The sequence below is a fragment of the Pigmentiphaga sp. genome (assembly GCF_033795525.1).
GTDB lineage: Bacteria > Pseudomonadota > Gammaproteobacteria > Burkholderiales > Burkholderiaceae_B > Pigmentiphaga.
This window is the reverse complement of record NZ_JARYGM010000007.1, coordinates 72,309-97,821: the sequence shown is the minus strand read 5'-3', so window position 1 is coordinate 97,821 and position 25,513 is coordinate 72,309. Positions and strand designations below refer to the sequence as shown.

The window sequence follows — 25,513 nt, the reverse complement described above, 5'->3', positions numbered from 1 at the left end:
GCTCGTGATTGTGCCCTAGAACGGGGGTGTGGGGTTCTTGAGACGGACGAGCCGGCGGCGGGTGGGGAAGGGGCACCGCATAGAGGTGGCCCTTCCCGGCGCGTGAGCGCTCCCCTTAGTACTTCAGGTTGAGGTTCAGGATCGCGGCGCGGCCGGCGCCTACCGACGCGTAATGGGTCGAGTAGGTGGACGTGAAGTAGCGCTTGTCGGTCAGGTTGAGCAGGTTCAACTGCAGGCTGACGTTGCGGTTGATCCGGTAGGCCGCCATGGCGTCGAAGCGGGTGTAGCCCGGAATGTAGCGACGTATTTCAGCGTTCGAGCCATACTGCTTGCCGACGATGAAGATGCCGCCGCCGATCGAGAAGTCGTTGGTGACGCTGTAGGTCGTCCACAGGCTGGCGCTGTGCTTGGGCGTATTGGGGAATTCCTGGCCCTGGGTGACGTTGGTCGTCGCGCCGCTGCTGCGCACTTCGCTGTCGAGGAAGGTGTAGCCGCCAAAGACTTGCCAGGCCTTGGTGATGTTGCCCGAGAAGCCGACTTCGAAACCGTTGATGCGGCGGTTGCCGGCCAGCGCGTAGGTGTTGTCCGGCATGGTCACGCGCGCGTTGGTCGTGTCGATGCGGAACAGGGCGGCGGACAGGCCCAGGCGGTTGTCCAGGACGTTCCACTTGGTACCCAGTTCCAGCGACCGGTTCTTTTCGGGGCCGAGCTCGGCAGCGTTGGGGCCCACGCCGCCGCGGCCCGGGGTCAGGCCGCCGCTTTCGCTGCCCTGGCCGAGGAAGGAGTTGGCCGGGGTGGACGAGGTGCCGAAGGACACATAGACGCTGCCGTTGGAGGCGGGCTTGTAGGTCAGGCCCAGCTGGTAGTTGAGCAGGGTATCGTTGCGGCCGACGTCGGTCGTGGCGTTGAAGTAGCGCGTCTTGTAGTCGTCTACGCGCAGGCCCAGGTGGGTCTGCCAGCGCTCGTTGAACTCGATCGTGTCGAAGGCGTAGATGGACTTGGTGGTGGTCTTGAAGTGGTTGGCCCGTTCGCCTTCGGTGACGGTGCCGGTCCACGGATCGTACGGGTTGGGGTTGTACAGGTCCGTGCAGTTGTAGTTGGATGCCGCGCCTACGCCCAGGTTGCAGACATTGCCGGCGCCGCTGCCCGCACCGCGAGCGACCGTGTACGTGCCGTTGTCCGCCTTTTCGCGCGACAACTCAATGCCGGCCGTGAAGCTGTGCTTCATGCCGCCCAGCTCGGCCTTGCCGAAGATTTCGGTCTGGTTGGCGATGGTGTGGACGCCGCTGGTGCGGGTGTTGGCGCGCCGCCAGACCCGGCCGTCGACCACGTTGCCCTGGCTGTCGTCAGGTTGGGTCCACAGGTAGCGCTGGTCGGAAGCGGTGTAGCGCAGCGTGTTCCGTATCGTCAGGTTGGAACTGATGTCGTGCTCGACCCGTGCGGTGGCGATGTCCGAGCGATTCTTCATGAAGTCGCTATTGGCCAGGCCGTAGAAATTGTCCATGTCGACCGTGACCGGGCGGATGGCGGTCACGCCTGGCGGAACCCGGTTGCCATACATGAAGGGGATGCCCGAGTCAGGCGTGTCGTCCGTCTGCAAGTGGTAGTAGCTGAGCGTGACGCGAGTGGGCGTATTCAAGCCCCAGGTGAAGGATGGCGCGATGCCCCAGCGGGAGTTGTCCACGCCCTGGCGCCCCGGTACGTCGGCGTCGTGCGCCATGGCGTTCAGGCGGAAGGCCATGTTCTCGCCCAGCAGCCAGTTGCCGTCCACCGTGGCGCGCTTGTAGCTGTCCGTGCCCAGGCCCAGGGTGGCGTTGGTGAAGTTTTCGGCCCGGGGCGCCTTGGTGATCAGGTTGATGCTGCCGCCGGCACCGCCGCGGCCGCCGTAGGCGCCGCCGGGGCCCTTGATGACTTCGATCTGTTCGAGGTTGAAGACTTCGCGCGTGGTGGCGCCGATGTCGCGCATGCCGTCGACGAAAGTACTGGCCTGGGCATCGTAGCCGCGGATGAAGGGACGGTCGCCCAGCGGGTTGCCGCCTTCGCCGGCGCCGAAAGTGATGCCCGGCGTCAGCCGCAGCGCCTCGGTCAGGGTGGTGGAGGCGGAATTCTCGATGACTTCCTGGGGGATGACGGTGACGGTCTTGGGCGTGTCGAGCAGCGGCGCGGTGAATTTCGGCGAGGCCGACTGGTCTGCCTTGTAAGGCGTATCGGCTTGCCCTTGCACCGTGATGGGTGCGAGCTGGCCGCTGGTGCGCGGCGCGTCCGCCGAAGACGTGCCCTGTGCCTGCGCCTGGACGGCCGGCACGAAAGTCAGTGCGCTGATGGCGGCCGCCAGGGTATTGAACCGGAACTGGTTCGTGTGTGTCACCTTGAATTCCCCCGAAGATGGGTGCTGGATGCACCCGGCATGTGGATGGGGCAGAGTGGTTCCCCGCCCTCGGCAGGCTTGCGATTCAACCCTATAACAAGACAGAGAATGATTCGCATTTGCCAAGCCGCGACAATAGTTGCCGAATGCTTACAGAAGGCTGAATAAAGGACGCCTTCTGCGGACATTTGGGGAAAATGCAACACCGGCCCGCGGCAATGGCGGGCTTTGCGCCGCGTTACCGGGTGGAGACCAGGCGTGTGCCCAGCAGCCGGTCATGCGGGAATTGGCGCTCGCGGTCGAAGAAGCTCCACACGAAGCCCAGCCCGGTCAGGGTAAAGGGCCAGGCCAGCACGTACCGCAGGATCGCCTTCCAGAGTGGCGGGCGGCCGCCCTTCGCATCCACGAGGCGGATGTGCCAGGTCTTCATCGGCAGTGTCTGGCCGCCGAGCCGCCAGCACAGCACGAAATACATGCCGATGACGAAGAAAAGCCAGGCCTGGCGCTCGTGCCGCAGCATGAGGGCGTGCTTGCTCTGGGTAAGCGTATCGAACAGGTAGTCGGCCACGAACACGACGCCGAACAACAGGATGGCTTCGTACATCATGCAGGCGAAACGGCGCCAGCGGCCGGGCGCGGCGAGCGGGGCGGGAGAGGCGGAAGGCGTATCGTTCATGGGGCGCTACGATAACCCGAGCAACCGGCGAGGCGTTGGTACACCCGGCCGACCGGGGGAAAGTCCGAACGCTATGCAAGAAATATTGACCGCAGTGCCGCATCCCTGATAGCCTAGCGGGCTCGCCGAAAGCTACACCAACGTCGACGGCAGAGAGCTTCGTCTGGCGCCCGACACACCCTTCGGCGTCATGCTTTGCAGTAAACAAGCCCCAGGTCCGCGCCAAAAGCGTTGCGACGGTCTTTGCCCAACGGGCGAAGGCGGTCCGGTCTTGGCCTTCCGTTTCAACCTTCTGTGCTCGTTCCGGTGAACGTGTGCGAGGTCGGCAAGGTGGGCGAGCGGAGCGGTTCCGTGAACCGTGAAGCGTCGTTTCATGTTGCCGGTGCCCGTGCAAGTTTGGTTTCCCTGCCGACAGGCAGTACCGCCCGGGGCGTCAGCGCGAACTTGAATGGACGACAATCCAACATGGAACTTACAGGCGCCGAAATCGTCGTGCGCAGCCTTGCCGATGAAGGGGTCGAACATGTGTTCGGCTATCCGGGCGGCTCGGTCTTGTACATCTACGACGAAATCTTCAAGCAAGACAAATTCAAGCACGTTCTGGTGCGTCACGAGCAAGCCGCCGTGCACGCCGCAGACGCCTACTCGCGCGCGTCCAATCGCGTGGGCGTGGCGCTGGTCACCAGCGGGCCGGGCGTGACCAATGCGGTGACGGGCATCGCCACCGCCTACATGGACTCGATTCCCCTCGTGGTGCTGACCGGGCAGGTACCGACCACGGCCATCGGCCAGGATGCGTTCCAGGAAGCCGACACGGTGGGCATCACCCGTCCCTGCGTCAAGCACAACTTCCTGGTCAAGGACGTCAAGGACCTTGCCGAAACCATCCGCAAGGCCTTCTTCATCGCCCGTACCGGCCGTCCCGGTCCGGTGCTGGTGGACATTCCCAAGGACATCACGATCGCCCGCTGCAAATACACGCAGCCGGAGGGCGAGATCAAGATGCGCTCCTATTCGCCCGTCGTGAAGGGGCACCAGGGGCAGATCAAGAAAGCCGTCCAGCTGCTGCTGCAGGCCGAGCGCCCGATGATCTACACCGGCGGCGGCGTGATCCTGGCCGATGCGGCCGCCGAGCTGACGCAGCTCGTGCAGATGCTGGACGCTCCCTGCACCAACACCTTGATGGGGCTGGGGGGGTACCCGGCCGACGATCGCCGCTTCGTCGGCATGCCCGGCATGCATGGCACCTACGAAGCCAACATGGCCATGCAGCACTGCGATGTGCTGGTGGCGATCGGCGCCCGGTTCGACGACCGCGTGATCGGCAATCCCAAGCACTTCGCGCAGAATGCGCGCAAGATCGTCCACATCGACATCGACCCGTCGTCGATCTCCAAGCGTGTGAAGGTCGACATTCCCATCGTGGGCGACGTCAAGGACGTCCTGCAGGATGTGCTGGTCCACCTCGAGGCCGCGCTGAAGGAAACCCGGCGCAATCCCGAGCAGCTCGACGCCTGGTGGAAGCAGATCGGCACCTGGCGCGACCGCGAGTGCCTGAAGTACAAGCCGTCGAACGAAGTGATCAAGCCGCAGTTCGTGATCGAGAAACTGTGCGAGATCACGCGCGGCGAGGCCTTCGTCACGTCGGACGTCGGCCAGCATCAGATGTGGGCCGCGCAGTACTACCGCTTCAACAAGCCGCGCCGCTGGATCAACTCGGGCGGCCTGGGCACGATGGGTGTCGGGCTGCCCTACGCCATGGGCGTCCAGATGATGCATCCGGATGCCGATGTCGCCGTCATCACGGGCGAGGGTTCCATCCAGATGAACATCCAGGAGCTCTCCACCTGCCATCAATATCGCCTCAGCCCCAAGATCCTGTGCCTGAACAACGGCTACCTGGGCATGGTGCGGCAGTGGCAGCAGATCGACTATGGCTCGCGCTATGCCGAGTCCTACATGGATTCGCTGCCTGACTTCGTCAAGCTGGCCGAGGCCTATGGCCATGTCGGCATCCGCGTCGAGCGGCCCGGCGACGTGGAAGGAGCGCTGCGCGAAGCGTTCACCACGCACAAGAAGCGCCTGGTGTTCCTGGACATCATCACCGACCGCACGGAAAACGTGTGGCCCATGGTGAAGGCCGGCAAGGGCCTGACCGAGATGCTGCTCGGTTCTGAAGATCTCTAAGGAGCACACATGAGACATGCCATATCCGTGCTCCTGGAGAACGAAGCAGGCGCACTTTCCCGCGTGGTCGGCCTTTTTTCGGCGCGCGGCTACAACATCGAAACCCTGACGGTGGCCCCGACCGAGGATGCGACGCTTTCCCGCATGACCATCGTCACGTCCGGGTCCGACGACGTCATCGAGCAGATCACCAAGCACCTCAATCGGCTGGTCGAGGTGGTCAAGGTGGTGGACCTGACCGAGGCGCCGCACATCGAGCGCGAACTCATGCTGATCAAGGTTCGCGCCGTGGGCAAGGAACGCGAGGAAATGAAGCGGATGGTCGATATCTTCCGCGGCCATATCGTCGACGTGACCGACAAGACCTATACCGTCGAGCTTACCGGCAACAAGGGCAAACTGGACGCTTTCATCGAGGCGCTCGATCGCGCCAGCATCCTCGAGACGGTGCGTACCGGCAGCTGCGGCGTGGGTCGGGGTGAACGTGTGCTGAAGGTATAGACCCCCCTACGCTTGCGCGCGCCCCCATGGGGCGGCACTGGCGGACCGGCGAAGCCGGATCCGCTGTGCCCTGGGTCCCGAGGTTCTTCAGTCGGGAATCCAGGTGGGGCAGTGTTTTGAATATTGAATTGACTCTGGATTGAGTTTGGAGAGCACCATGAAAGTTTTTTACGATAAAGACTGCGATCTGTCGCTGATCAAGGGCAAGACCGTCGCCATCATCGGCTATGGCTCGCAGGGCCACGCCCATGCCCAGAACCTGAACGATTCCGGCGTCAAGGTCGTGGTCGGGCTGCGCAAGGGTGGGGCTTCGTGGGACAAGGCCGCCAACGCCGGCCTCACCGTCAAGGAAGTGAACGATGCCGTCAAGGAAGCCGACGTCGTCATGATCCTGTTGCCGGACGAGAACATCGCCAAGGTCTATGCCGAGAACGTCGGCCCGAACATGAAGAAGGGCGCCGTGCTGGCTTTCGCCCACGGCTTCAACGTCCACTACGGCGCCGTGGTGCCGCGTGAAGATGTCGACGTCATCATGGTCGCGCCCAAGGCCCCGGGCCATACCGTGCGTTCCACCTACACCCAGGGCGGTGGCGTGCCCCACCTGGTGGCGGTCTACCAGGACAAGTCGGGTTCGGCCCGCGACATCGCGCTGTCCTATGCCATGGCCAATGGCGGCGGCCGTGCCGGCATCATCGAAACCAATTTCCGCGAAGAAACCGAAACCGACCTGTTCGGCGAGCAGGCCGTGCTGTGCGGCGGTACCGTCGAGCTGATCAAGGCGGGCTTCGAGACCCTGGTGGAAGCCGGCTACGCGCCGGAGATGGCCTACTTCGAGTGCCTGCACGAGCTCAAGTTGATCGTCGACCTGATCTACGAAGGCGGCATCGCGAACATGAACTACTCGATCTCGAACAACGCGGAATACGGCGAATACGTCACCGGCCCGCGCATCGTGACCGAGGACACCAAGAACGCCATGCGCGCGGTCCTGAAGGACATCCAGACCGGCGAATACGCCAAGAGCTTCTTGCTCGAGAACATGGCTGGCGCCCCGACCCTGAAGTCGCGTCGCCGCCTGACGGCCGAGCACCAGATCGAGCAGGTGGGCGGCAAGCTGCGCGACATGATGCCGTGGATCCGCAAGAACAAGCTGGTGGATCAGAGCAAGAACTAATGTCCGCTTCGCCGGCGCGCGCGGGGGTTCTGGCGTTGGGCCGGCGATAGAAAAAGCCAAGTCTTGTATCGATGGGCCTTCACGTTTTGCGTGAAGGCCTTTTTGCTTGGGGTGAGGGGGCGGGCGTAGTGCATGGCGCCGCCAGGAGGGTCGCCGGGTCAGTGCGCACGTGGGCGTTTCCTGGGTGACGGTGCCGGAAACAAGCGTTTCAGCATCTCGGGCAGGACCTGCTTCACAAAGGTGGATGGATCGGCCTGGGGCGGTCCGAACTTGCCTTCCAGCGCAAGGTGGGCGAAGCCATGGACGGTCGACCACGCGCCCAGCAACAGTGCTTGGTCCGAGGGGCCCAGGTCCTCGACGCTGCGGCGTCCCAGGTAGTCGCGCACACCTTCTTCCAGCTCCGCATAAGCGGCCCGGCCGGCAAGCTCGAGGCGTGGCTGGGGCGCCAGCAGGTCCTTGCGGAACATCAGCAGGAAGCGGGCCGGGTAGGCCAGTGCAAAACGGACGTACCCGATGCCTTTGCCATGGAGGCGCGCCGTGGGCGTGTCGCCGGCCTGGCCGCCTTCGTGCAGGAAGCGGGCGAGTTCCTCGAATCCCAGAATGGCGACCTCGGTCAGCAGGCCTGCGACCGAGCCGAAATGATGCAGCGCGGCCGCCGGCGACACGCCTACCTGGCGCGCTGCTTCCCGCAGCGTATAGCCTTCCAGTCCCCGCTGGGCCAGTAGCGACTCCGTCGCCTCGATCAGTGCGCTGCGCAGGGCGCCGTGGTGATAGGGCGCCTGGTCGCCGCTCTTTTTTCTCCTGTCCATGGTGCGGCTCCTCCTGCTGAAACGATGACGCAGGAATAACTTTACACCGTTCAAATGCGTTGGTATCTTATCTAAACAGCGTTTAGATTGATCTGACAGGCAAACCGGTGGAGGTAGATCCATGTTCGACTTTCTTTTCAGCGCAGGCGGCATGGTGGTCATGCCCGCCTGGATAGCATTGGCTGCCGCGCCCTGGCTGAAGCGCGGCAAGACAGCCATTTGGACCATAACCGGCCTGCTGGCGTATGGGGCCTTGTGGATCGGACGCCCGCTGGGTGCGGCGGTGCGGGAGCTGGAGCGCCGGAATCGTCCGCTCATGCGCTTTGGCTGCGTGCTCTTTGTTGCGCTGGCCGCCGCATGGGTGGCGGAACTGATTGATGGGCGCACGCTCAACGGCGTCGGTGTCTGGGTCAAGCCCATGAAGTTCATGGCCTCGGTGGGGCTGTATGCGTGGACTACCGCATGGCTCTTGGGCGAGCTGCCACCGACGCTGCGCCAGGGACAATGGGCGAGGGCAATCGTTGCCGTCGTTATCGTCGCCGGTGCTGGCGAAATCGCCTACATCACCTTCCAGGGCGCGCTTGGGCAGCCCTCTCATTTCAATTCATCCACCCCTTTTCATGCCGTCATGTATGCCCTCATGGGCCTCGGCGCCCTGGCGATTACCGCGTGCGCGTTGCCGCTGGCATGGCTGATCGCGCGCCATGGCAGCGGCATGGCGCCTGCGTACCGGCTCGGCGCCGTGCTGGGCTTGATACTGACTTTCGCGGGCGGCGCGGGCGCGGGTATCGCCATCAGCCTGAATGGCGGCCCGACCGTCGGGGCGATGCCGGGCGGCGCCGTGGTGCCGCTGTTCGGCTGGTCGATGACGGGCGGCGACCTGCGGGTGGCGCACTTCCTCGGCGTACATGCGCAACAAGTCCTGCCCGCGGTCGGAATGTGGACGGCCATGGCCGGCGCCCGGGCCCGCGTGCCCGCCACGGCCGGTGCCGGGGCCCACGTTGCGGCCGGGGCCGTGAGCTGGGACGTGGCGGCGGTGGGGCTCGCGGCCCTGGCTTATGCCGGATTGACGGCGGTGGCCGGACTACAGGCCGCGGCGGGCGTGCCGCTATTGTTGCCCTGAGCGAGGCTGCGGCATCTCTGCGAAGGCCCCGTTTCAGTCGATCCGGATATCGATGTTGCGTATCACTTCGCCCCACATGTCGTTCTCCTGCGCCATGTACTGCGCCAGCTCCTCGGGGCTCGACAGCGCGACGTCCACGCCCGCCGCGGCCAGGGCCGCCTTGGCCTCTGGTTTGGACAGTCCCGTCCGCACCGCTTCGTTGAGTCGTGCCACGATGTCCGCCGGCATACCTGCGGGGCCGAGCAGCGCCAGCCATACCACCGCATCGTAGTCTTTGACGCCGGCTTCCTTCAGGCTAGGCACGTCGGGCATCTGGGCATTGCGGCGCGTGCTGGTAACGCCCAGCGCCTTGATCTTGCCCGTCTTGACGTGGGGCAGGCCGTTCGCCACCGCGGCGAAGCTGGTTTCGACGAACCTGGCGGCCAGGTCCTTCATCGCGCCGCCGCTGCCCCGATAGGGCACATGCTCGAGCTTGGCGCCCGATTTGGCTATGAAAAGCGCGCCCATCAGGTGCTGGGTGCTGCCGTTGCCCGACGATGCGTACCGTATGGGCGTGGCGCCGGTGCGGGACAGCTCGATGAGTTCCTGCACCGACTGCACCGGCACTTTGGCGTTGACAAACAATACATAGGGACTGTCCGCCAGCTTGGCGATAGGCGTGAAGCTCTTGATGGGGTCGTACTCCAGGTTCTTGTAGAGCCTATGGCTGGTGACGTGGTTGGTCGAGACGATCTCCAGCGTGTAGCCGTCCGGGGCCGCCTTGGCGACGAAGTCCGAGCCGATGGTGGATCCGGCGCCAGGCTTGTTCTCGATGATGAAGGACTCGCCCAGCGCGCTGCCCAGTTGCTGGGCGACCACGCGCGCCACGACGTCGGTAAAGCCCCCGGGCTCGAACGGGACGATCACCTTGACGGGGCGGTTCGGATACGTCTGGGCGGCTGCCGCTTGGAGCGACAGCGCAAGCAGCGGGACTGCCAATGCCATGCCGTGGAGCTTCATGGAGTCACCCTCCGTATTTGGCCTCGGGAAGCGTGAAGAAGGCGTGCAGGATGTGGTAGACGCGCAGGTAGTTTTTTTGCTGGAAGCTGGCGTGCGAAATGCCCGACATGACGCTGAATTGCTTGTCCATGTTGGGCAGTTTCTCGAAGAAGCGCAGCAGGTCATCGAAGCTTGCGATGCCGTCGTATTCGCCGCGCATGATGAGCGTAGGCGCGGTCAGCCGCGCCGGGTCGATAAGCGGCAGCTTCGAGCACATGTCGACATAGGTGCCGGTCGGCATGGAGTCGTCCAGCGTCAGGATGGCGTCGGCAAATGCGTCGACCGTGGCGTCGTCGGCGGTCCCGGGGTGATCGCGGTTGAAGATGCTATGCACGAACGCCCGGTCAATGGGGCGACGTGTCTTGGCAAGGAACTCCGGCAGCTTCTTGGCCCGTTCTTTGAGGGTGGGGCTGCCTTCCCCGGTCCAGACGAAGGCATCGAGGGCGAGCCGCGCCACGCGTTCCGGATGGCGCTGGGCAAAGAGGGCCGCTTTCAATGCCCCGGACGAAATACCGTAGACCAGGAGCGGCTTGCCGCCATTGCGTTCCAGGATGTATTGCGAGCCGGCTGCGAGGTCGTCGGCGCCGTTGGAAATGTCGCAATTGATGGGACGATGTTTGTCGGAGCGGCCGTAGCCTTCGTTGTCCATGCACCAGGTGTCGAACCCGCGTTGCGCGAACCAGTCCATGACGGAAGAGTCAGGCCGGCCCGGGACCGACAAATCGAAGGTCGGCTGGGAAGCCATGGAGGATCCGTGGACGAACAGGATCGTGCCGGCAGCGGGCACGTCGCGCTTCGCGCGCTTTTCCCACAGAAAGAGGCGGACGTCGCCTTTGGTTGTCCAATGCTCGGTTCCATCGCGCCATTCGACGTTGGCCATGTTGTCTCCAATTGGTCTAAGTGGTTTTGTTATGTGGACCAATCTATCAGCTTGATGATCCAATGGTCAATAGGAAAATCTCCCGGAGGATCCCGTAGGATTTGCCTATTTATCGGTATTTGGAGCTACATGAGGTATTCCAGAAAACTAAACCATTTGGTCTATTACAATTCTGAATGGTTGATTTCTTCGTGGACCGGGTTATCGCCTTCCCAGTGTCAGGCGGGCAAGCGCCAGGCAGGTGCGGAACAAGGCGTGCACCGCCGCGCTCGGCCGCTCGAGCGTACGGTCGTCGATTGGCCTGACGGCACGCCATCGGTTAACCTTCGCCTCATGCAGACCATCATTTTTTCTCCGTACATCACGTACATGAAGGAGGGCATCGCAACGTGGGAGCTCCCAGACGCTCCATCTTCCGGCGGACCCCTGTCATGAAAGACCTCGAACACCGCCATCGCGGCATCTACCTGCTGCCCAACGCATTTACGACGGCGGCGCTGTTTGCCGGCTTCTATGCGATCGTGCAGGCCATGAACAACCGCTTCGAAGCGGCGGCCATCGCCATCTTCGTGGCCATGGTCCTCGACGGCATGGACGGCCGCGTGGCGCGGCTGACCAATACCCAGTCGGCGTTCGGCGAACAGTACGATTCGCTGTCCGACATGACGTCGTTCGGCGTTGCGCCGGCGCTGGTCATGTACGAATGGATATTGACCGGATTGGGGCGCTGGGGGTGGCTGGCCGCCTTTATCTACGTGGCCGGCGCCGCGCTGCGGCTTGCGCGCTTCAATACCAACATAGGCGTGGTCGACAAGCGCTTCTTCCAGGGGCTGCCGAGTCCCGCCGCGGCGGCGCTCGTGGCCGGCTTCGTCTGGCTGGCGGTCGACAACAAGCTGCCCATCCGCGAGTTGTGGATGCCCTGGGTCGCGTTCGGGCTGACGGTGTACGCCGGCGTGAGCATGGTCTCGAACGCGCCGTTTTTCAGCGGCAAGTCGTTCGCGCTGGGCCGCAGCGTGCCGTTCTGGGTGATCCTGCTGGTGGTGCTTGCCTTCGTGTTCATCTCCAGCGATCCGCCCATCGTCCTGTTCGGGCTGTTCGTCATCTACGGCCTGTCCGGCTATGTGCTGTGGGGCTTGCGCTGGCAGAAGGCGCGGCGGCTGCAGCGGTCGCGCAGGGCGCTCGAGTAGACAGGCGGACGGAAACGCCATGGCCCATGTCGCGGCCCGGTCCTTAGGAAGGATCGGGCCGCGTCGCTTGTGGGCGGCCACCGCGGCACGGCGCCAGCGGGTGCGGGGCGAGGTTTAAAATGGCGCCAACCAGGAGACCCCCATGAGCGAAAAGCTGATCGTTTTCGACACCACGCTGCGCGACGGCGAGCAGAGCCCCGGCGCTTCCATGACCCACGAAGAGAAGGTGCGTATCGCCAAGCAGCTCGAGAAGCTGCGCGTGGACGTCATCGAGGCCGGCTTTGCCGCAGCCAGCAATGGCGATTTCGATTCCGTCCGCGCGATCGCGCTGGCCATCAAGGATTCCACTGTCTGTTCGCTCGCCCGCGCCAACGATCGAGACATCGCGCGCGCGGGCGAGGCGCTGCGCGGGGCGAACAGTGCGCGTATCCACACCTTCATCGCGACCAGTGCGCTGCATATGGAAAAGAAGCTGCGCATGACGCCTGACCAGGTCTACGAGCAGGCCCGGCTGGCAGTGCGTTTCGCGCGGCAGTACACCGACAACATCGAGTTCTCGCCCGAGGACGGCAGCCGTTCCGATCCCGACTTCCTGTGCCGCGTGCTCGAAGCAGTGATCGCCGAAGGCGCCACCACCATCAACGTGGCCGATACGGTGGGCTATGCGGTACCCGAGCAATACGGCGAATTCATCCGCAGGCTCCGCGAACGCATTCCCAATTCCGACAAGGCCGTGTGGTCGGTGCACTGCCACGATGACCTGGGCCTGGCCGTGGCCAATTCGCTGGCCGGGATCAAGATCGGCGGCGCGCGGCAAGTCGAGTGCACGATCAACGCGCTGGGCGAGCGCGCCGGCAACTGTTCGCTCGAAGAGGTCGTCATGGCGGTGAAGACCCGCAAGGACTACTTCGGCCTTGAAGTCGGCATCGATACGACCCAGATCATGCCGGCCTCGCGCCTGGTATCGGGCATAACCGGCTTCGTGGTGCAGCCGAACAAGGCCATCGTAGGTGCCAACGCCTTTGCCCATGCGTCCGGTATCCATCAGGACGGCGTGCTCAAGGCACGCCAGACCTACGAGATCATGCGTGCCGAGGACGTAGGCTGGGCTGCGAACAAGATCGTGCTGGGCAAGCTCTCGGGCCGCAACGCGTTCAAGCAGCGGTTGCAGGAGCTGGGCATCGAGCTCGATTCCGAGCAGGCCGTGAACGAAGCGTTCGCGCGCTTCAAGGACCTGGCCGATCGCAAGTCCGAGATCTTCGATGAAGACATCCACGCGCTGGTCTCGGGCGAGCACGTGGATGCCGGCGAAGGCGTCTATCGTTTCGTGGCGCTGTCGCAGCGGTCCGAGACGGGTGAACGTCCCCATGCGCGGGTGGTGTTTTCCGAGAATGGCAAGGAAGTGATTGCCGAGGCCGACGGCAACGGCCCGGTCGACGCCACCGTCAATGCCATCGAAAGCCACGTGCGCAGCGACGCCGAGCTGCTGCTGTTCTCGGTCAACGCCATCACGACGGGTACCGAGTCGCAGGGCGAGGTCACCATGCGGCTGTCCCGCTCGGGGCGTATCGTCAACGGGATCGGCGCCGATCCCGATATCGTCGTGGCCGCGGCCAAGGCCTATCTATCGGCCTTGAACAAGCTGCAGTCGCCGGTCGAAAAGGTGCACGCGCAAGGGATCTGACGCATGGCGGCGGCGGCCGCCATGCGTCCTATACGCGCTGTACCGGGTTGCTGAGCGTACCGATGCCTGCCACGGTGACGCTGACCGGTCCCCCCATTTTGTTCAGGTCGGCATTCTGCACCGCGCGTCCCGGCTTGCCGCCCGAGGCCAGCGCCGTACCTAGCGACACCACGTCGCCGGGCACCAGCGTCATATAGCTGGACACGAAGGCCAGCACCTCGGGCAGCTTGTGGAACAGGTTCGCGGTATTGTCGCTGGCGAATCGTTCGTCCCGGACATCGCAGGCGATGTCCAGCGCGTGCGGGTCGGCGATCTCGTCGCGCGTGACGATCCAGGGTCCCAGCGGCGAGAAGGTATCCGAACCCTTGTAGCGGCCGCTGTAGGAGACGTGGCTATCGACATAGCGTATGCCTTCACCCTCGGCGGCCGGATGGATCGCCCGATAGTGGAAGCTGTCCTCGTCGCGCATCGTGGGGGAGGTCAGGTCGTTGTGGATGGTGTAGCCGAAGACATGGTCATAGGCCTGCGACGCGTCGATGTCGCGCGCCAGCTTGCCGATCACGACCGCCAGTTCCGGCTCCGGGTGCACCCGCCCATACTGGAGCTTGAGCCGGACCGGTTCGCCATGGCCGACCAGCGCCGTCCACGGCTTGGTGAATACCGCCGGATGGCGCGGGCCCTTGACGATACGTTCGCTGTTCGCGCTGTTGTTGAGTGCCAGGCAGCATATCTTCGAAGGCCGGGGCACCGCGGGAAGAAAACGGATCGTACTCAGGTCCGCGCGGGGCAGCGATGCGCCGGCGCCGTGTGCCAGCATAGCCTCGATATCCCGCAACCGGTCCCATAGCTCCGGCCCCGCTTCGATCAGTCGGTGAATATCGAATGGGCCGCTGACGTCCGGCAGGAACCGGCCGCAGGCGGTTTCGACGTCGACGAATTGGTTTTCCGACACTACGAAACCGACCCGTGGGGCATGAGGCGTTTCTGGAAGGGTGTAGCTGACGAGTTTCACGGATAGCTCCAGCCGGCGAAGGCGGCAAAAGGGACGAAGCACGGCAGGGGCCGTGGCATGGCGCCAAGCTTAGCGGGTGGCTCGCCGATCGAGGGCCGGCTGGGCATATCGTTCCGCGAGACGGAATGGGTCAGGCGCCCTGCAACCGCCCGGCTGCCGCAGCCTCGATCTCGGCCTGTGTCCTGGCCAGCAGATCCAGGCATTCCCGCAGCCGCTCGGGTACCAGCAAGGCGTCAAACGTCGTCAGAGACAGCACCCCCAATACACGCTCGCCATGGCTGAGCGGGACCGCCAGTGTCGTGCTCGAGCCGCGGCCTTCTCCCTTGCGCAAGCCATAACCGCGACGCCGGGTCGCCATCAAGCTTCGTTCTATCTCGCGCTCGATCCGTGCCCAGTCCCGGGGATCGGGTACGGAACTTTGCAGCCACTGCATCAGGCGTTGGCGCTCGGCGTCCCCGCAAGAGGCGAGGAACGCCTGCCCCATGCCGGATCGGACCAAGTCATGGACGTGGCCCACGGTGGTGTGTTCCGAACCGATCGGGCTGTACGGCATGGAACTGTAGCGAACCACGATATGGCCGCGGTCCAGCGTACCGATGGCCAGGGGCAGGCCCGTGGCCCGGGTGTTTTTCAACAGAATGGGGGCGCCGATCTCGACCACCAGTTCCGGTTCGGAGAAGCCGTCGCTCAGGCACCGGACCTTGTCGGTCAGGGAATAGGTTCCCTTGACCACGTCCGACCGCACGTAGCCCTCGCTCTTGAGCGTCATCAGCAGTCGGTGGACGGTCGACTTGGGCAAGCCGGTTGCCAGGTGCAAGGATTGCAGTGAACTCTGCGGCTGGTGGTTCAGCGCGCGCAATATGTTGAGCGCTCGCACCACTGGGCCGATGATGCCTGTGGCGGACATGTCGTGGGTCTCCCTTTTTTCTTGCGTGCAGCCGGCGCTCGATCATAACGCCGCGGGCGCGGCAGCAGGGCTTGCCCGTTCCGCCGCACGGAATGCCGCCATCTGGGCGGCGCGGCGCCTGGCACGCGCTCCTATACTCGCGTCGATGCGCCGCAGATGCGCACTCATACACCCGAGGAGACCCATGATGGCTGCCTGCCCGATTTCCCGCCGCGCCGTGCTGGCGCTTGCCGCATCGGCCGCGCTGCCGGCCATGCGCCTGCACGCGGCTTCCGCTGCCGGTTACCCCCAGCGTCCCATCAGAATGATTTCATCGTTCGCAGCGGGCGGGACGACGGACATCCTCGCGCGCCTCGTTGCCCGGCAGTTGTTGCCCGCGGCCGGGCAGCCCGTGGTAGTGGAAAACCTGCCTGGGGCTGGTGGCACCATCGGGGCAGCGGCCGTGGCGCGGGCGCCTGCCGACGGCTACACGCTGGAAGTAGGCGGCGTCTCCACGCACGCCATGGCCGGCGCGCTTTACAAACAATTGCCGTTCGACCCGGTCGAGTCGTTCGAGCCCGTCTCGATGCTGGTCTACGCCACGACCGCCATCGCCGTGCCGGCGTCGGCGCCGTTCAAGGACCTGCCGAGCCTTATCGCCTACGCCAAAGCCCATCCGGGGAAGGTCGCCTATTCGTCGGGCGGCATAGGTAGCATCAACCACCTTGCCATTGCTTCGCTGGCCAGCACGGCGGGTATCGATATGCTGCACGTGCCATACAAAGGGGGCGGGCCGGCGGTGACGGCGTTGCTGCAAGGCGAGGCGCAGGTGTTCGCAGGCGGAACCTCGCTGCTGCTTCCCCATGTGCGCGCCGGCAAGTTCCGGCTGCTTGCAGTAACGGAGGAAAAGCGCGCCCGTATTCTTCCCGACGTACCGACGGTGGCCGAGACGCTGCCAGGCTTCAAGGTGGTGAACTGGTATGGCGTATTGGCGCCGCGTGGCCTGCCTGAGGCCATACGGGATGTCCTCTGGCGGGACATCGATCGCATCATGCGTCAACCCGAGGTGCAGCAGCAGCTCGACAGCATGGGGCTGGAATACCCGGGATTGACGGCGAACCAGTTCAAGGCGGCCTTGAAGGACGACCAGGCCCGCTGGAGCAAGACTATCCGCGATCTGGGCATATTGCCCGAATAGCGACGGGCAGGCGGTGGTTGTGCTGGCGGCCGATTGCTCGCGCCGGAACTCACGCCGTGTTTCGTTCGAAGCGGCCGGCGTTGTAATCGTCAATCGCCTGCTCGATCTCGGCCTTGCTGTTCATGACGAACGGGCCGTAGCCGAAGATCGGTTCGTTGATCGGTTCGCCCGATAGCCACAGGACGGTGACGTCGTTGTTGGCCTCTAGTGTGAGCCCGGAGCCCGCCCGTTCGAGATGCACCAGCTGGCCCTCGCGGGCGACGGCGTCGCCGTTCACCATCACCGTACCGCGCAGCACCACCAGCGCCAGTGTGTGGCCCGGGACGGCTTCGAAGTGCGCCGTCCCGCCCTGGGCCAGCCGGATGTCCCGCACGTCGATGGGCGTATGGGTGCGTGCGGGCCCGCGGCGGCCGGCGTAGGTACCGGCGATCACGCGCACCTGTCCGGCGCCCTCGGGCAATTCGACCAGCGGGATGTCGGCATTGAGCAGCGTCTGGTATCCGGGCTGGCCCATTTTGTCCTTGGCCGGCAGGTTGACCCACAGCTGGACCATTTCCATGTTGCCGCCGGATTCCGTAAAGGCGCGGGAGTGGAATTCTTCATGAAGGATGCCGCCGGCTGCTGTCATCCATTGGACATCGCCAGGGCCGATCAGGCCGCCCGCACCAGTCGAGTCGCGGTGCTCCACCTCGCCCTGGTAGACGATGGTGACCGTCTCGAAGCCGCGGTGCGGGTGGCGGCCGACACCGCGGGGCCGGGTAGCGGGCGGGAAGGAGGTAGGCGCCGCATGGTCCAGAAGCAGGAACGGGCTCAGGTGACGGCCCAGGCCGTCGTAGCTGAACAGCGAGCGAACCAGGAAACCGTCGCCCACCCAATGGGGCCGGGGGGCGCTGTAGATACCGAGAACCTTCTTCATGGCTATCTCCTGTTTGTGTCGACCCGGTTGGAGTCAATACAAATGTTAAAAACAGGACGAAAACGACGGTAGACGGCAAAATTCAACTACAGTGTTCCATTTGGTGAACGATTCCATGCGAGATCTCAATGATCTCTATTACTACGTCCAGGTGGTCGACCACGGCGGCTTTGCGCCCGCCGGCCGTGCGCTGGGCATGCCCAAGTCCAAGCTCAGCCGGCGGATCGCCCAGTTGGAAGAGCGTTTGGGCGTGCGTCTGATCCAGCGATCGACGCGCCGTTTTGCGGTGACGGAAATCGGCCAAACCTATTACGGTCATTGCAAGGCCATGCTGGTGGAAGCAGAAGCGGCCGACGAAGCGATCGCGCTGACACATGCCGAGCCGCGCGGCGTCGTGCGCATGGCGTGCCCGGTTGCGCTGCTCGAGACCAGCGTGGCCGATATGGTGGCCGACTTCATGGTGGCGCATCCGCGCGTGGAAATCCATCTGGAAGAAACCAATCGCCGCGTGGATGTGGTGGGCGAGGGGGTCGATGTCGCTCTTCGCGTGCGGCCGCCCCCGCTCGAGGATAGCGGCCTGGTGATGCGGGTGCTGGCCGAGCGCGTGCAGTACCTCGTGGCCTGTCCCGCGCTGCTGCAAGACGGCGTGCCGAAGATTCCCGCCGACCTGGCCGGCTTGCCCAGCATGGCGCTGGGGGCGCCGCAGCAAGAGTACGTTTGGAACTTGTTCGGTCCCGACGGGGCGCATGCCTCGATCCGGCACCAGCCGCGCCTGATCACGCGCGATATGCCGGCCTTGCGGGCGGCCGCGCTGGCCGGCGTGGGCGTGGTCCAGCTGCCGGCGATGATGGTGCGCGACCAGATAGCATCCGGCCAGTTGATCCATGTGATTCCCGGCTGGACGCCGCGGCGCGAGATCGTGCATGCCGTGTTTGCGTCGCGCCGCGGACTGCTGCCGGCGGTGCGCGCGCTGGTGGACCACCTGGCGGCGCGGTTTGCGCAGATGCAGGAAAATTGAGGGGAGGCAGGTGGAAGAAAACTGGGGCAAGGGCGGCGACCGGCCGTTTCCGGACTACCGGCAGATCAGCATTTTCACCGCGCTGTACGAGGTCGGCAGCATTGCCCGCGTCGCGGCGCGCCTGCGCATGAATGCCTCAACGGTCAGCATGGCGCTGGCCCGGTTGCGCAGTATCTATCAGGATGATTTGTTCGTGCGCAGCGTCGTCGGCATGATTCCGACGGTCAAGGCCGAGTCCATCTATCCGGGCTTGAAGGAGGCCCAACAGCTGTTGCAGGCAAGCATGCTGGCGAGCGACACCTTCGATCCGGCCAGCGCCACGCGCCATTTCCGGCTGGCATCGAGCGAAATCGGCGTCTATGTGCTGATGCCGGGTGTGCATGCGCTGCTCGCCAGCGAAGCGCCCGGCGTGAGCCTGGAGCAGATCGAGATCACTGCCGATACGCCCTGGCACCTCGAGTCCGGCACCCTGGACCTGGTGGTGGGCCATGTGCCGACGATGGGCAAGTCCGTCATACGCCAGCGGCTCTATCGTGAACATTACGTGTGCCTGGGCCGGGCGGACCATCCGGCATTGCGGGCGGGGATGAGTGTGGCCGATTTCCTGCGCCTGCCGCACCTGTCGGTGGCGAGCCGCGGACGCAACCGGCTGCGCTGGGAGGACTATGCCGCCGAAAAGCTGGGCGCGCGTCCGAACATCCGCCTCGAGCAATCGAGCTTTGCCGGCATCGAGCACCTGCTGTCGGACAGCGACCTGGTGGCCGTGGTCCCGGCTCGCCTGAGCCGGGCCCTGCAGCGCTTCGCGCCGTTGATGGCGGTCGACCTGCCGTTCGAGTCGCCCAGCTACATCGTCTACCAGCACTGGCACTCGCGCCACAGGAAAGACGCTGGCGCGACGTGGCTGCGCAAGGCGCTTGCGCGCGTGGCGCAAGCGTGATGCGAAGGCCGGCGAGCCGCGCGCTATTCCACGGTGATGTGGTTGCGTTCGATCAGCGCCTTCCACATGGCGCGCTCGGCCTTCAATTGCTGCGCGAACTTGGCGGGCGTGTCCGAAACCGGTATGTAGCCTTGGTCGATCAGTTTCTGCCGGGTCGACGGCTCCTGCATGGCCTTGACCACGACCTGGCTCATCTTCTCGACGATGGCCGGGGGCGTGCCCGCCGGCGCCATGACACTGAACGACTGCGGTACGTCGGGCAGGCCCTTCTCGGTCCATACCGGCACCTTGGGAAACAGTGGCGACGGGGCGCTTATCGCCAGCGGGACTGCCTTGCCGCCCTTGATATGGGGCAGCACCGAGGCCACGTCGGATTGCAGGAAGTCGAGGCGGCCTCCGAGGAAGTCCTGCATGGTCGGCGCCATGCCCTTGTAGGGCACGTGCGTGAATGCGGCGCCGGTTTTTTCCTCCATGACCTTGACGCCCAGGTAAGTCGGCGAACCGTGGCCGGCCGAGCCGAACGTGAGCTTGCCGGGTTCGCGCTTGCCAGCGGCGATCAGGTCGTCGAAGGTCTTGAAACGCGAGTTGGGCGGCACGACGTAGACCAGCGGCGCATCCACGCCGCGGGCCACCGGCACCAGGTCTTTTTCGGCGTCGTAGGGCAGGTTCTTGTACAGATAAGGATTGACGGCGATGGCCGGGGTAGCGGAAACCAGGAAGGTATAGCCGTCGGGCGCGGCGCGCGCGGCGGTGGCCGCGCCGATGTTGCCGCTTGCGCCCGGCTTGTTCTCGACCACGACCGTCTGCTTGAGGTCGCGGCTGACGCCTTCGGCCAGCAACCGGGCATAGATGTCGGTGCCGCCGCCGGGCGAGGACGGTACGACGAAGGTGATGACCTTGGCGGGCCAGGTGTCGCTGGCGCCGGCGGCCAGGCTCAATGCCAGGGCCAGGGCGCCGCCGAGGCGAGCCAGGTGCCGGGCAGGGGTGAGGGTATGCATGGGGGTTCCTCCGTGATCGCTTTTTTTATTCAGTATTTCACAGAGCGTCCGGCCTTGCCGCCACGATGGTTGATGTACGAGATCAAGAAAATTGATCTTGGTTTGAGGTACACAGTAGCTCATTACCACTGAGCAGAAGACGGGGATGTCCATGAACGAAATCGTGCGCGAAGCGCGCCGTAACCTGGCGCGGGCGAACCGTATCCTCTATCTGAAGGGCGTGGTCGATGGTTTCGGGCACGTGAGCTGCCGCCATCCGGAAATTCCCGGCCACTACCTGATCTCGTGCAACCGCGCGCCCAAGCTGGTCAAGGAAGCCGACATCGTCGAGCTCGACGCCGAGTCCAATCCGGTCGGCGGCGACGACCGCCGCCTGTACCTGGAACGCTTCATCCACGGCGAGATCTATCGGACCCGCCCGGATGTCCAGGCGGTGGTCCACAGCCATTCGACCGCGATGATCACCATCGGTGCGACGGATGTCGCGATCAAGCCCATGTTCCACATGGCCGGGTTCCTGACGCGGGCGGCCAAGTTCGACATCCGCGAAGCCACGGGACGGGACACCGACATGTTGATCCGCGACCATGAGCTTGGCCGCTATCTGGCCGACACGCTCGGTGGGGCCAGTACGGTGCTGATGGCCGGCCATGGCGCGACCATGGTCGGAACCAGCCTGGAGGAGGCGGTTTATCGCGCGGTGTACGCGGAAATCAACGCTGGCATGCAACTCGGGGCGATGCAGGTCTCGGACAAGGTGCGCTACCTGTCCGAGGCCGAGTCCGATCTTGCCACCGAGACCAACCGCAGCCAGCTCAAGCGATGCTGGGACCTGTGGTGCGAGGAAGTGGACATCGACGCCTGACTGCCGCGTCCCTGGCACCGGACCGGGCCCCGGCCGTTCAGCGCGGGGGGACCCGGGCGGACAGAGGCGGGGGCTGGTAGTCCACCCGGAGGCGGCAGACCTGCCTGCCGCCGTCGCCGTAGTCCCGCTCATAGCTTCGGCACAGGCGCTCCACCTTTTCAGGCGTAGGCTTTTCTCCCTTGTCCACCCAATCCATCAAGGCCGTGAACAGGGCCGGATACTGGGGCTCGCTCAAGTAGCTGTGCTCGGATTCGTCGGAGAATGTCTGCACGAGCCTGTCGCCGCTGCCGGCGCGCTCGACGATGTCGCGATAGGCCGATTCGAGCTCGACGAAGGCGGTGGGATCGTGGATGGCGTGCAGGGTCAGCACGGGCATGGCAAGCCGGCCGGTAGGCGTGCTGTCCACCATGAGGCGTCCCACGGCCTGCGGATCGGCCCGGTAGCGGGCCACGCCGGCGTTCAGCGCGGCGTCGTCCGTCGAGCCGCTGTAGACGGCTTTTTCGTTGCCGAAGGGGTTGCGGCCATCCAGGCGCTCCTGGGTGAGGTCGCGGAACAGCCACGTGGCCCAATTCATGTTGGCCACGAAGGTACGTTCCGGGATCTTTACGACCGACAGGATGGTCTTGAGCCTGGCCGCTTGTTCGGGGCTGCGCTGCGCCGCCGGAAGACCGGCGCCCGTGCATTCCTTGATGCGCGAGGCCAGGTCGGCGCGAGTCATCGTGGCGTCCTTGGGCAGGCCCATCCAGAGCGGGTATTGCGGTTCGTCGGGGCGCGGGTGGTTGCGGCAGACGTATTGATAGATCACCCGCAGGTCCAGGCGGAAGTCGTAGGCCGTGTTGCCGCCGCCCAGGACGCCGCTGGTCAGCAGCACGCCGTCGTAGGGGCCGGGCCGGCCTTCGACGGTGCCGTACAGTTCGGCCGCCTTGGAGGCTACGCCGGCGCCGTAGCTCTGGCCATGCAGCAGCGTGCGGCGTGGCTGGCCGAATTGCCGGACGAACAGGCGCCGCAGGCGCTCCGTATCCTCGGCCGCCATGGTGACGCCGTAGCCGCCGCGGCGGTAGGACGATCCGGCCCACGCATAGCCGGCCTTCACGGTCACGGCCCAGCGGGTAAGGTCTTCCTGGCTGCGCTTGAGGGTCGAGGGGCCCAGGTCGGGACCGCCATGGGCATGCATGACCAGCACCCGGTTCCAGTTGCGGGGAATCGCGATCCAGTAATAGGCCCCTTCACTGTCCTGGCCGTTATAGCAGCGTGCGTCGGCCGGGACGTCTTGGGGGCAGGGGGCGGGCCGTGCGCGGTCGGTAGCGGCGTGGGCTGCGGCGGCGCCCAGTGCCAGCGCGGCCAGCAGGAAGAATCGGGGCAGGATATTCAATGGCGGACTCCGGTAGCGAAAATGGCGGGCGCCCCTGTGCGCGATGCATAGCCCAGGATGCCGTTGGTGAACAGGACGTAATCGTTGCCCGAGGAGCCGGCCTGCGCGATGCCTGGCACCGGCGTATCGTAGGTCACGGCCGCGGCGCCGCCGCCCAGATCCAGCGTAGCGCCAGACAGGGTCCCGGCAAGGCTTTGGCCGCCGGTCCCGCTCAGGGCATAGGACCCGTCAGCCGCGCCGGATGCCAGCGATTGCTGTGGGGCATAGAGGCGCAGGCCATAGCTGGTTTCCGATTCGCGCACCAGCTGCAGGGGGACAGCGTTGCCATTGACCAGGCCGATCACCATGGATCCCGCCGGGGTGCCGCCGCTCGTGGCAGCGGGGTCGCCGGGCGGTGTGGACAGGAGATCGAAGGCGCGCCGCCCGGCGTTGTAAGTGATGTATCCCTTGCGCGTGGACGAGCAGGCAGCATCGTAGGTCATGAAGCCGCCCGTGACCGGATCCTGGCACAACTGGAAGGTGCCGGCGTTGCGCAGCCTGCCCGACGCCTGGTAGGCCACGGCGGCTCCACCGGTGCCGTAGTGGACGCCGATCAGGTTGTAGATGGCGGCGACAGGATTGAAAACGGTAGGCGAGCCGATGTTTTCGAACGTCGAGGCGAAGGCCAGCAGCGGCGCGAAGGCGCTGCCCGACGCCGGCAGTACGCCGCCCTGTAGCACGCCGCCGGCGCCGAACGTATAGATTGCGCCACCCTCGTCGCTGGTGTAGGTGCAGGCCGAGTCCGCGCGCAGGCCGCCCTCGCGGACGGTTCCGGGCGCGCGCTGCAGGCTCGCATCGATCGTGATCATGTAGCGCATCGAGGCCGGATCGACCGTGACGGTCAGTTCTTCGCCCAGCGCGTTGCCGCCCTTGTAGCGTGCCGCCGCGGCGGGCAGGTAGGGGCAGGCCAGCGGGTCGCCCGTCTCTTGCACGCAGCTGTAGTTGACGGCAGCGTCCAGGCTGCCGCTGCCGCGGTACTTCGGCCAGGCCGGGTATTGGCATAGCGGCCGGGTCCGTCCATAGGTGCCCGCCACCGCATCGGCCGCCACGGGCGTAGCGGGAGGCAGGCCCTGTTCCACCCAGCTTTCCAGCGCCGCCAGCGAATCCCAGTTGGGAATGAACACGCCGGTGCCATGGCCCATGCCGGGCACGGTGTAGAAGCGCACGCCCTGGTCGGCGGCCTCCCGGCCCACGGTGGCGACGACGCGTTGGTAGTAGTCGATGGTGGAGTTGGGGCTGATGACCTCGTCGGCCAGGCCGTGCAGCATAATGAGTTTGCCGCCGCGCGACAGAAAGGGACGCAGGTCGGCGTCCGTGGCATCGGTGATCGCGGACACGGCTTGCACGCGGGCGGTGTACGGCCCCGGGTTCTGCGGGTCGAAATCCAGCGTATCGAAGGTGGCCGAGCGGGTGACGAAGTACTTCACCCATTGGTCGCCCGTGACATACATATTGGCGTCGGCGGACGTAGCCGGGTTGCCGGGCGTGCGGCGCGTGCCCAGGTCTCGCGAGGTATAGGGGCCGGCCACCAGCGCGCCTTCCAGTATGTTGTAGCCGCCCGCGCGCATGACGTCGTTGGCCAGCCGGTAGGTGGAAAATTCCAGCGGCGCCTCCAGCGTGCGGATAGTGGCCACTTGCGGATCCGAGAGGCAGTGGTCGCCTTCGTCGGTGCCCGAGGGGCAGCGCATGGCTGCGAGGTTGGCGGCGTTCAACAACCGGCAGCTTTCCACGTTGCTGACGATGCCGTCGGCCGCGCCGTCCAGCTTGTCGCAGGCCTGCTTGACCGTGTTCTGCACCATCAAGGTCTTGGCTACGTTGATCCATCCGGCGCCGCCGTTGGCATACAGGGCGCGGCCGAGCGCCACGTTGGACAGACGGGTGCCGGAGTAGTTGAGCGCGGGTTCGTTGGCGATGACGCCGTCGTAGTCGGCCGGCCAGCGCTGGATGTGCGCGAGCGCATCGCGTCCGCCGGTAGACGTGCCCAGGAAGTAGGCATGCCGGGGAGCCCTGCCGTAGTAGGCCTGCACCAGTTGCGCGGCAACGTCGCGGGTCTTCTTCAGCGACTGGCCGCCGTAATTGGCCAGCGCCTCGTCATCCGCGGCGAACTTGCCGTCGGTGATGCTGCCGCTCTGGTGGCCGGAGTCGTCGCCGTACGTGGCGTAGCCCAACGCCAGCGGCGCGGGTTTGTCCGCCGGGCCGAAGCGTATCGTCTCCGTGCCGTCGATCAGCCGGCCGTTGAAGCCGCCTCCACCGAAGTGTATGGTCTTGCCGTTCCAGCGCAGCGGCAGGTTCAGCGCGAAATGGATGTCCGGCGAGCCGGCGTTCACCGGTTTGATTGCTCCGCGGATACGGCAGTAGGCGCCCAGCGTATTGCCTTCGGCATCGGCGGCGATCTCGGCCGCTTCAGACACCACGGCGCCTCCCGAAGGAAGCGTCAATTGCGAAGGCGCAAAGCCGCGCCCGCCGAGCGAAGCGCATGCCAGCGCGGGCGCATAGGGCGGGCCCGAGGCGGCGGGCGGTTCTTCGGACGGGTCGCCGCCGGCCGGCGCGTCGTCGCCACCGCCGCATGCGGCCAGGGCGGCGAGGGTAGCCAGCAGGAGCAGGGGCCGGGCGGGAAAGGGGCAGGGTGCGGGCATCGTATCGTC

At 65.2% G+C, this 25,513-nt stretch carries 21 protein-coding genes; 10 read left to right on the top strand and 11 right to left on the bottom strand.

The features are described 5' to 3' along the window. Nucleotides 1-115: 115 nt before the first annotated feature. Nucleotides 116-2,368 (bottom strand): TonB-dependent receptor, encoded by a 2,253-nt coding sequence (locus QHC78_RS16185; protein WP_413816479.1) that lies wholly within the window; start codon nt 2,366-2,368, stop codon nt 116-118. Nucleotides 2,369-2,606: 238 nt separating this feature from the next. Further along, nucleotides 2,607-3,044 carry an RDD family protein gene (locus tag QHC78_RS16180; protein WP_319746332.1) on the bottom strand — a complete coding sequence of 146 codons (438 nt, stop codon included), beginning with the start codon at nt 3,042-3,044 and terminating at the stop codon, nt 2,607-2,609. 465 nt (nt 3,045-3,509) lie between these two features. Here QHC78_RS16180 and QHC78_RS16175 point away from each other — a divergent pair, with 465 nt between their 5' ends. From QHC78_RS16175 to ilvC, 3 genes are all read left to right on the top strand, one after another. Continuing rightward, nucleotides 3,510-5,231, top strand: a complete 1,722-nt coding sequence (locus QHC78_RS16175; RefSeq protein WP_319746330.1) for an acetolactate synthase 3 catalytic subunit — start codon at nt 3,510-3,512, stop codon at nt 5,229-5,231. Nucleotides 5,232-5,240: 9 nt separating this feature from the next. Continuing rightward, complete coding sequence (gene ilvN, locus QHC78_RS16170) at nt 5,241-5,732, top strand: acetolactate synthase small subunit (protein WP_319746328.1); 492 nt, start codon at nt 5,241-5,243, stop codon at nt 5,730-5,732. Between the two features lie 157 nt (nt 5,733-5,889). Beyond that, on the top strand, nt 5,890-6,906 hold the full coding sequence (ilvC, locus tag QHC78_RS16165) for a ketol-acid reductoisomerase (protein WP_319746326.1): 1,017 nt from the start codon (nt 5,890-5,892) through the stop codon (nt 6,904-6,906). A gap of 158 nt (nt 6,907-7,064) precedes the next feature. Here ilvC and QHC78_RS16160 read toward each other — a convergent pair whose 3' ends face one another. Then, nucleotides 7,065-7,715, bottom strand: a complete 651-nt coding sequence (locus QHC78_RS16160; protein ID WP_319746324.1) for a TetR/AcrR family transcriptional regulator — start codon at nt 7,713-7,715, stop codon at nt 7,065-7,067. A 121-nt stretch (nt 7,716-7,836) separates the two neighbouring features. Between QHC78_RS16160 and QHC78_RS16155 the strand changes: the two genes are divergently transcribed. After that, nucleotides 7,837-8,838 carry a hypothetical protein gene (locus QHC78_RS16155; protein ID WP_319746322.1) on the top strand — a complete coding sequence of 334 codons (1,002 nt, stop codon included), beginning with the start codon at nt 7,837-7,839 and terminating at the stop codon, nt 8,836-8,838. A gap of 33 nt (nt 8,839-8,871) precedes the next feature. Here the strand turns inward: QHC78_RS16155 and QHC78_RS16150 are convergent, their stop codons facing one another. Next, entirely contained in the window at nt 8,872-9,837 is a 966-nt protein-coding gene (locus QHC78_RS16150) for a tripartite tricarboxylate transporter substrate binding protein (protein ID WP_319746320.1), read from the bottom strand. 4 nt (nt 9,838-9,841) lie between these two features. Further along, complete coding sequence (locus tag QHC78_RS16145; protein WP_319746318.1) at nt 9,842-10,756, bottom strand: alpha/beta hydrolase; 915 nt, start codon at nt 10,754-10,756, stop codon at nt 9,842-9,844. A gap of 431 nt (nt 10,757-11,187) precedes the next feature. Between QHC78_RS16145 and pssA the strand changes: the two genes are divergently transcribed. Together pssA and QHC78_RS16135 are read left to right on the top strand one after the other, a co-directional pair. Beyond that, complete coding sequence (pssA, locus tag QHC78_RS16140; protein ID WP_319746317.1) at nt 11,188-11,943, top strand: CDP-diacylglycerol--serine O-phosphatidyltransferase; 756 nt, start codon at nt 11,188-11,190, stop codon at nt 11,941-11,943. Nucleotides 11,944-12,085: 142 nt separating this feature from the next. Further along, nucleotides 12,086-13,627 (top strand): 2-isopropylmalate synthase, encoded by a 1,542-nt coding sequence (locus QHC78_RS16135; protein WP_319746315.1) that lies wholly within the window; start codon nt 12,086-12,088, stop codon nt 13,625-13,627. 28 nt (nt 13,628-13,655) lie between these two features. Here QHC78_RS16135 and QHC78_RS16130 read toward each other — a convergent pair whose 3' ends face one another. Both QHC78_RS16130 and QHC78_RS16125 read right to left on the bottom strand, forming a co-directional pair. Beyond that, nucleotides 13,656-14,639 carry a fumarylacetoacetate hydrolase family protein gene (locus QHC78_RS16130; protein WP_319746313.1) on the bottom strand — a complete coding sequence of 328 codons (984 nt, stop codon included), beginning with the start codon at nt 14,637-14,639 and terminating at the stop codon, nt 13,656-13,658. 130 nt (nt 14,640-14,769) lie between these two features. After that, a complete protein-coding gene (locus QHC78_RS16125; RefSeq protein ID WP_319746311.1) occupies nt 14,770-15,546 on the bottom strand; it encodes a helix-turn-helix domain-containing protein in 777 nt (258 codons plus the stop codon). A 184-nt stretch (nt 15,547-15,730) separates the two neighbouring features. Here QHC78_RS16125 and QHC78_RS16120 point away from each other — a divergent pair, with 184 nt between their 5' ends. Then, nucleotides 15,731-16,723, top strand: a complete 993-nt coding sequence (locus QHC78_RS16120) for a Bug family tripartite tricarboxylate transporter substrate binding protein (RefSeq protein ID WP_319746308.1) — start codon at nt 15,731-15,733, stop codon at nt 16,721-16,723. Between the two features lie 49 nt (nt 16,724-16,772). Here QHC78_RS16120 and QHC78_RS16115 read toward each other — a convergent pair whose 3' ends face one another. Beyond that, nucleotides 16,773-17,639, bottom strand: a complete 867-nt coding sequence (locus QHC78_RS16115) for a pirin family protein (protein WP_319746306.1) — start codon at nt 17,637-17,639, stop codon at nt 16,773-16,775. 115 nt (nt 17,640-17,754) lie between these two features. On the opposite strand from QHC78_RS16115, the gene QHC78_RS16110 reads away from it, so the two are divergent. Together QHC78_RS16110 and QHC78_RS16105 are read left to right on the top strand one after the other, a co-directional pair. Continuing rightward, nucleotides 17,755-18,657 carry a LysR family transcriptional regulator gene (locus QHC78_RS16110; protein WP_319746304.1) on the top strand — a complete coding sequence of 301 codons (903 nt, stop codon included), beginning with the start codon at nt 17,755-17,757 and terminating at the stop codon, nt 18,655-18,657. 10 nt (nt 18,658-18,667) lie between these two features. Beyond that, the gene (locus tag QHC78_RS16105; RefSeq protein ID WP_319746302.1) at nt 18,668-19,594 is read left to right on the top strand and encodes a LysR family transcriptional regulator; all 927 of its coding nucleotides are present in this window, start codon (nt 18,668-18,670) and stop codon (nt 19,592-19,594) included. Between the two features lie 23 nt (nt 19,595-19,617). Here QHC78_RS16105 and QHC78_RS16100 read toward each other — a convergent pair whose 3' ends face one another. Continuing rightward, nucleotides 19,618-20,592 (bottom strand): Bug family tripartite tricarboxylate transporter substrate binding protein, encoded by a 975-nt coding sequence (locus QHC78_RS16100; protein WP_319746300.1) that lies wholly within the window; start codon nt 20,590-20,592, stop codon nt 19,618-19,620. A 145-nt stretch (nt 20,593-20,737) separates the two neighbouring features. Here QHC78_RS16100 and QHC78_RS16095 point away from each other — a divergent pair, with 145 nt between their 5' ends. Further along, nucleotides 20,738-21,457, top strand: a complete 720-nt coding sequence (locus QHC78_RS16095; RefSeq protein WP_319746298.1) for a class II aldolase/adducin family protein — start codon at nt 20,738-20,740, stop codon at nt 21,455-21,457. Nucleotides 21,458-21,494: 37 nt separating this feature from the next. Here the strand turns inward: QHC78_RS16095 and QHC78_RS16090 are convergent, their stop codons facing one another. Then, a complete protein-coding gene (locus QHC78_RS16090) occupies nt 21,495-22,829 on the bottom strand; it encodes an alpha/beta hydrolase (RefSeq protein ID WP_319746296.1) in 1,335 nt (444 codons plus the stop codon). Next, complete coding sequence (locus tag QHC78_RS16085; RefSeq protein WP_319746294.1) at nt 22,826-25,504, bottom strand: tannase/feruloyl esterase family alpha/beta hydrolase; 2,679 nt, start codon at nt 25,502-25,504, stop codon at nt 22,826-22,828. The genes QHC78_RS16090 and QHC78_RS16085 overlap by 4 nt, the downstream gene beginning before the upstream one ends. Nucleotides 25,505-25,513: the final 9 nt, after the last annotated feature.